This is a genomic window from Lacrimispora sp. (assembly GCF_032078915.1).
Lineage (GTDB): Bacteria > Bacillota > Clostridia > Lachnospirales > Lachnospiraceae > Lacrimispora.
The window spans coordinates 1-6,153 of the sequence record NZ_DAMAUN010000165.1 but is presented as its reverse complement, the minus strand read 5'-3'; the positions used below and the strand labels follow the sequence as shown (position 1 = coordinate 6,153).

Sequence of the window (6,153 nt, the reverse complement as noted above, 5' to 3'; positions counted from 1 at the left end):
TTACACGGCATCCCCTCTGTCATCGTATCTTTATGAATTCCATATTCCGCCTGGGAACCGCTGAAAAGAAAGCGTTTGCAGCCGAGGCGTCTGGCTCCTTCCAAAGCCTTTAAGGAATCTTCCACGTTCTTTTGCTGGACCTCTCGTTTCATCCGGTTTTCACTTCCTGAGCCATCCCAGCCAAAATGGTAAAATGCCTGGCATGGCTCGTGGATTACCTGATCCAGCTCATGAAGCTCTTCTAAGTGACCATCGATCCGTACAAGACCCTCCCGCTCGGCCGCAAGGCTTCCCATATTCTTTGAACCGGGTCGGATTACGGCAAATACCTTATTTTTCTCTGTTAAAAGCTGGTCAACCAATGCTCTCCCAAGAAAACTGGTGGCCCCTGTTACAACAACGTTCAACGCTTTTCCTCCCCTCGCTATTCCCTGATCCTCGGGATGATCATATTCCGGTCCATCTCTTCATCGGAAAGGAATGGAGACAAATCCTCTAACGGCGGTGAAATAAGGGTTCCATCCGGCAGGCGTTTCGCAGAGGACTTTGGTTCAAAATTCTGGTCCTGGCTTACAAATACCTCGCAGATGACGGGTCCCTTCATGGCCAGCGCCGTCTCGATCGTATGTTTCAGCTGGCTGTTATGGCATGCACGGACATAAGGATAGCCATAGGCTGCTGAAAGCTTTTCCATGTCAGGGAAGCTTAAATCCCGGCTGTCCACTCCGATTCCCACCAACGGCTCTCCGAAGAAATTTTTCTGGGTCTGGCGGATGGAATGGTAGCCTCCGTTATTAATAAGAAATATCTTTACAGGCATATGGTGATGGATAATGGTCTGCAGTTCTTGTAAGTTCATCTGAATGCTTCCGTCACCTGTTACCAGGATGACATCTTCTCCCTGCTTGGCAACGCTTGCTCCAATGGCAGCCGGAAGATCATAGCCCATGGAAGCAACCGCTGAGTTGGATATGAAACGCTGCCCCTTCTTAATGATATAGGCATGTCCTCCCACAACACAGGCGGACCCATTTCCCACCACAGTGACCCTGTTCTCAGGGACCCGGGTACTTAGTTCCTTTATAAATGCATAAACATTGGCTTCCTCATCTTCGCCGCTTCTGTAATGCTTTGGAAGCACGACCGGGTATTTGTCCTTCCACATCCGGCAGGTCTCATTCCAGGTCATGCCGGCAAGACCCTTTCCACCGGAAAAGAGCGGGTGATTATGGGGAGTTTTGTATTCTGAATCCAGTAGTTCCTCTAAGGCTGTAAGCAGATCCTTTACATTGGCCTGGATTCTCATATCGGCGTGAATGGATGGCTTCTTCAGTTCTTCAGGGTCGATATCATTGACAATTACAAAAGCTTCTCTGGCCCATGTAGTATAATTGTACCCTACCTGCCGGATGCTTAAGCGGCTTCCCAGGGAAAGGACTAAGTCGCTGTTTTGAATGGCAAAATTCCCTGCGCGGTCTCCCATTCCGCCGCCTCGTCCTGTGTAAAGCGGATGCTCATCTTCTATGCAGTCCTGGCTGTTCCAACCGGTCACTACTGGAATTCCAAGCTTGTCTACCACCCGCATGAATACCTCGTGGGCCTGTCCAATGCGGATTCCGTTGCCTGCATTGATTACCGGACGGGAAGATGATTTTATTTTTTCTAAAATGGCCCGGGCAACATCTGCTGTCACCTTTTCCGGAAGGATCTGGCGTTTTTCTCCGCAGCCGGGGTCATCCTGTTTTATTTTTGCGTTGGTTTCAGAGGACCAGCCGTCTCCGCCATTCTCGTAATTTTCTGGGGAAAAGCCGATTAAGTCTTCTGTTTCTATATAGGCGCCCTGGACATTTAAGGGGATGTCCAGCCATGTGGGACCGGGACGGCCGGATAGGGCAAGGTAAATGGCTTTTTCTAAAGTGTAGCGGATCCTCATGGGATCAATCACCATCTCGCTGTATTTTGTCATACAGTCAATCGCCTTTGTTATATCAAACTCCTGGTCTCCCATGGCTCTGATCCCGACCCCTGACCATCTGGCCGTTGTGTCATAGCGCACCTGACCTGATAAAATTAACATGGGAATGGAATCCAGAAAACCTCCAAGCACTCCGGTAATGGCATTGGTGCCCCCAGGGCCCGTGGTTACGCAGACAGCAGCAATGCGGTCCTTGATTCTGGCATAGGACTCGGCCGCTATGGCACATGCCTGCTCATGATGGTTATATAAGCAGTGCATTCCCTCCTGATGTCCCAGGGCGTCGTTTAAATGCATGGCTCCTCCGCCTGTAACCGTAAACACCTGTGTAATCCCGGAGTCAACCAACTTCTGGGAGATATAATTGGATACTTTCATTCTCATGGATCTTCTCTCCTCTTTTTGAGATGTTTATTTTAGTACGTTGTGCAGCTTCTGGTACGCAGGGCAGCCTGTGAATCCTGTGGCTTCTGGTACGCAGGGTAGCCTGTGAATCCTGTGGTTTCTAGTCCGCAGGGTAGCCTGTGAATCCTGCGGCTTCACAGGCTCACGGGCATTCGCCCTATGAATTAGATCACGGAAAACTTTTCTTACGTGCCAGCACGACGAAAAGTTTTCCATGATCTAATTCGCACTGCTCTTTGCTTTCGTGTAGATTATACCACACCCCCCCTTTTTTTCCTATTTAAAGTTTTCTTACTTTATTTTCATCTTTTTGGTTAGTCCTGGCCCCTTGGATTTCTCTTCTTTTTTCTTTTTATGTTATCTCCTTCCATATCTGCCATCAAACCACACTATCAAATGGCCTCCATAATACGGTATAATCGCAGGGTAATGCAACTATGGATTTTCGGCCACGATAAAACTTATTGCAAAAAAGGAGAGAACATATTTATGAAAAAGCACTTAAAATTGATGGCTGTATTATCCGCTGCCGGTGTTTTAACCGTAGCAGCTCCAGAGTTGGGCTTAATCAACACAGCAGCCACCGCCTATGCTAAGGTAGTTGGCTGGGTTGAGGAAAACGGAAGCTGGAAGTTCTTTGAAGATGATGACAGCTACGTAACCGATTCCTGGAAAAAACGCGGCGAAGACTGGTACTACTTAAATGAGGACGGCAATGTCGCCATTAATACACAAATCGATGAATATTACGTAGATGAAAGCGGGAAAAGGGTTTCTGACAAATGGATTTCCATGACCAATGAAAACTTCTGGGATTCAGCTGATGCTCCTGAGTTTTTATGGCACTACTATGGAAAAAACGGTAAAGAAGTTGTTTCCAAGTGGCAGAAAATCAACGATGATTTGTACTACTTCAATGACCAGGGTGAAATGCAGACCGGAAAGATCGAGATTGAAGGAAGTATTTATTATTTAGGACAAGAAAATGACGGCGTTATGAAAACAGGCTGGATTGAGCTTGAAAATGACTCCGATGATCTTGACGAAACCCTATCTTGGTACTATTTTGATAAGACCGGCCGTATGGTGGATAACCAGGTCGACAAAAAGATCGATGGAAACTATTATACCTTTGTAAACGGAATCATGCAGAAGGGCTGGTACAAACTTCCTGTCACTGCAACCGAATCCGAAGCAACTGCTGATGCTGCTACAGCTGCTGGATACCAGTACTATGATCCAGAGAATGGTGCACGGGTTAACGGTTGGAAGGAAATCGAAGGTATTGAAGGACTCAGCGAAGAGGGAGAGATCTATAATTTCTATTTCAAGAATGGTGCTCCTACCTGCGCAGCAAATGGTCTTGAATTATTTACCATTGATTCAAAAAAATATGCATTCAATACTAAGGGAGAAATGCAGACCGGACTGAAAGTTGTCAACTTAGAAGACGGCAAAATCGCCAATTTCTACTTTGGAACTGACGGTGCTATGACTACCGGAAAGCAGACAGTTTACAATGAAGATCTGGATGAGGATCAGTCATGGTTCTTCCAGACGGAAGGTACTAACAAAGGACAGGGAGTTCACGGTGTCCGTGATAACGTCCTGTATGAATATGGCTTAAGAAAAGAAGCTGATGCCGACTTAAAGGTTGCTCCTATTTCCTTTGAAGGCAATCAGTATCTGGTAAATGCCAGCGGTTCCCTCCAAAAAGCAACTTCTTCTTCCAAGTCAGCTACAAAGCCAGAACTTGGAGCAGGATATAAGGATTATAAGGATTCTAATGACAAAGTATGGGTTGTCGATGTAAACGGCATTATCCAGTAAAGTAAAAACAAATTACAAAAGATTCATCCGTTCAAACATGAAGAGGTCCGCACGCTTGCCGCGTGCGGACCTCTTTTATGCATTCTGCACCAATTATCCGGGGGTTTTTGTATACCTTCTATAAACTTACATTTTTTTATATTTTTTGTATCTTTTCGCGTTATAATTAAAATTATTTTACGTTATATATTATAGAGGTAGATTGTTTTTATGGTAAAAAAAGGAGGAGACCGATGAGAGAACTGTCCGTGTACTATTGTCCCAAATGCGGCTACTATGGATATTATCAGCTTCAGCGGAACGCAGTTTGCCCCAAGTGCAGGGAGGATATGATAACCTTATCCATCAGTTATCAAGATTTTATGGATCTCTCCTGCGAAGCAAGGGACGAATTGCTTTCTACCCATATTATTGCCACATCCTCTCCCTATGTCCGACGCTTATTGGCGCCACACAAAGTCAATAACAACCGGGAGATCATCGCACGTATGGGGGATCGCATTACTGAATTGGAAATAGAAAATGAAAAGCTGAATAAAACTATTGAATGGATGCACCAAACAATATGGGAACTGATGCGCAAGACCAAAGGATTAGATCCCGGTAACGAGGACACTTCCAAAACCGGGATCGATCCCTGATTGGGATACTCCCGGGAGTGCCCCCGCACTCCCCGGCTATCCCTAATCAGGCAACCTCGTCAGCACTTATGTAACGACCTATCAATCTGTTAAGCGTCTGATTTAACCTTTTGATCACTTTATGGAGTTTTTCATTCTCTTCCATAAGCCTTTCATTCTCAATCTCTATAATCCTTAGCTTCTCAGCGTCTGTCATATAGAAAACCCTCCTTTTTTTGCTTTTCTTGTAATCACTATAAGCCGTTTTTGATTGTTTGAAAAGCGAAACAAATCGCAATATTCGACAATTATTTGTCATTCTTTAATAATTAAGCCATATTTTTTTCTAAAAAGAGGCAAAAATACAACATCTATTCATACTAATAAATCTGGGTACAATATGTGCTGTAAGAGATTGTCGATAAAATTCGTGAAAAATTGGTCACTTTTGATAACATTTTAACGACTAAATATTACTTTTTATTGTATATTCTGATATTCAGGTGGTTTTTACTTCAGTTGAAGCTTATGAGATGGGGGTACTTTGTAATCTGTGAGGCCTTTTCGCTAACTGGCGGGCAGATTTACATTGGCTCCATAGCTCTACAGCCTTACCACTCACCTTTAAAAGTATCTACATTATCTTTATTTACTTCAACCTGTTTAATTTCTGTAACAGGGGCAACTGTTTCACCTTTTAAGAATTTAACTGCTGTTTCAATCGCTACATGCCCTTCCTCAACTGCTGACATATAGGTTGTACCATCAATCAAACCATCTTTAACTGCCTGAAGACCATCAATACTTCCGCCCAGACCAATAACTTTAACAGTATCTTTTAATCCTGCTTCTTTTAACGCCTGTCCTGCCCCGGTTGCTGAGTTATCATCCTGGCAGATTACAATATTAAACTCCGTTTTTTTCTGGATCATGTCTTCTACAATTTTAAGTGCCTGTTCTTTTTCCCAGTTAGATGTCTGATTAAATATAACTTCAATATTGCTGCCTTCCAGGGCCCGTTCTAATCCTTTTTTTCTATTAATCTGTGGTGTTGTTCCCGGAACGCCTTCAATTAAAATTGCCTTTCCGCCATCGTTACCTAACAGCTGTTTTGCAAGCTCACCGGTTACTGCACCTGTATTTACTTCATTTTGGCCTACATAAGATACAAGGCCATCAAATTGTCCACTTTCCTCTCCACCGATTGCATTGGTAAATGCCAGAATTGGAATATTGGATTCATTTGCAGATTTTACAATCTTCTCCCCTGATCCAAAATCAACAGAGCATATTGCAATTAAATCCACACCTTTTACAATAAAA

6 protein-coding genes are annotated in these 6,153 nt (G+C 44.1%); 2 read left to right on the top strand and 4 right to left on the bottom strand.

Features of this window, described 5'->3' with window-relative positions; all coding sequences use genetic code 11:
• Both RT269_RS29485 and RT269_RS29480 read right to left on the bottom strand, forming a co-directional pair.
• The coding region (locus tag RT269_RS29485; RefSeq protein WP_313188060.1) for an NAD-dependent epimerase/dehydratase family protein at positions 1–407 on the bottom strand (407 nt) is incomplete at its 3' end.
• 17 nt (positions 408–424) lie between these two features.
• A complete protein-coding gene (locus RT269_RS29480) occupies positions 425–2,359 on the bottom strand; it encodes a thiamine pyrophosphate-binding protein (protein ID WP_313188059.1) in 1,935 nt (644 codons plus the stop codon).
• A gap of 510 nt (positions 2,360–2,869) precedes the next feature.
• On the opposite strand from RT269_RS29480, the gene RT269_RS29475 reads away from it, so the two are divergent.
• Together RT269_RS29475 and RT269_RS29470 are read left to right on the top strand one after the other, a co-directional pair.
• A complete protein-coding gene (locus RT269_RS29475; protein WP_313188058.1) occupies positions 2,870–4,210 on the top strand; it encodes a cell wall-binding protein in 1,341 nt (446 codons plus the stop codon).
• 233 nt (positions 4,211–4,443) lie between these two features.
• Positions 4,444–4,851, top strand: a complete 408-nt coding sequence (locus RT269_RS29470) for a hypothetical protein (RefSeq protein WP_054790255.1) — start codon at positions 4,444–4,446, stop codon at positions 4,849–4,851.
• Between the two features lie 46 nt (positions 4,852–4,897).
• Here the strand turns inward: RT269_RS29470 and RT269_RS29465 are convergent, their stop codons facing one another.
• Together RT269_RS29465 and RT269_RS29460 are read right to left on the bottom strand one after the other, a co-directional pair.
• Positions 4,898–5,047, bottom strand: coding sequence for a hypothetical protein (locus RT269_RS29465; protein WP_312447145.1), 150 nt, complete (start codon positions 5,045–5,047; stop codon positions 4,898–4,900).
• Between the two features lie 394 nt (positions 5,048–5,441).
• The coding region (locus tag RT269_RS29460; protein ID WP_313188057.1) for a sugar ABC transporter substrate-binding protein at positions 5,442–6,153 on the bottom strand (712 nt) is incomplete at its 5' end.

Excerpts from the sequence above, each read along its gene's own strand:
- RT269_RS29480 (WP_313188059.1), bottom strand. The coding sequence starts at position 2,359 with ATGAGAATGAAAGTATCCAATTATATCTCCCAGAAGTTGGTTGACTCC.
- RT269_RS29475 (WP_313188058.1), top strand. The coding sequence starts at position 2,870 with ATGAAAAAGCACTTAAAATTGATGGCTGTATTATCCGCTGCCGGTGTT.
- RT269_RS29470 (WP_054790255.1), top strand. The coding sequence starts at position 4,444 with ATGAGAGAACTGTCCGTGTACTATTGTCCCAAATGCGGCTACTATGGA.
- RT269_RS29465 (WP_312447145.1), bottom strand. The coding sequence starts at position 5,047 with ATGACAGACGCTGAGAAGCTAAGGATTATAGAGATTGAGAATGAAAGG.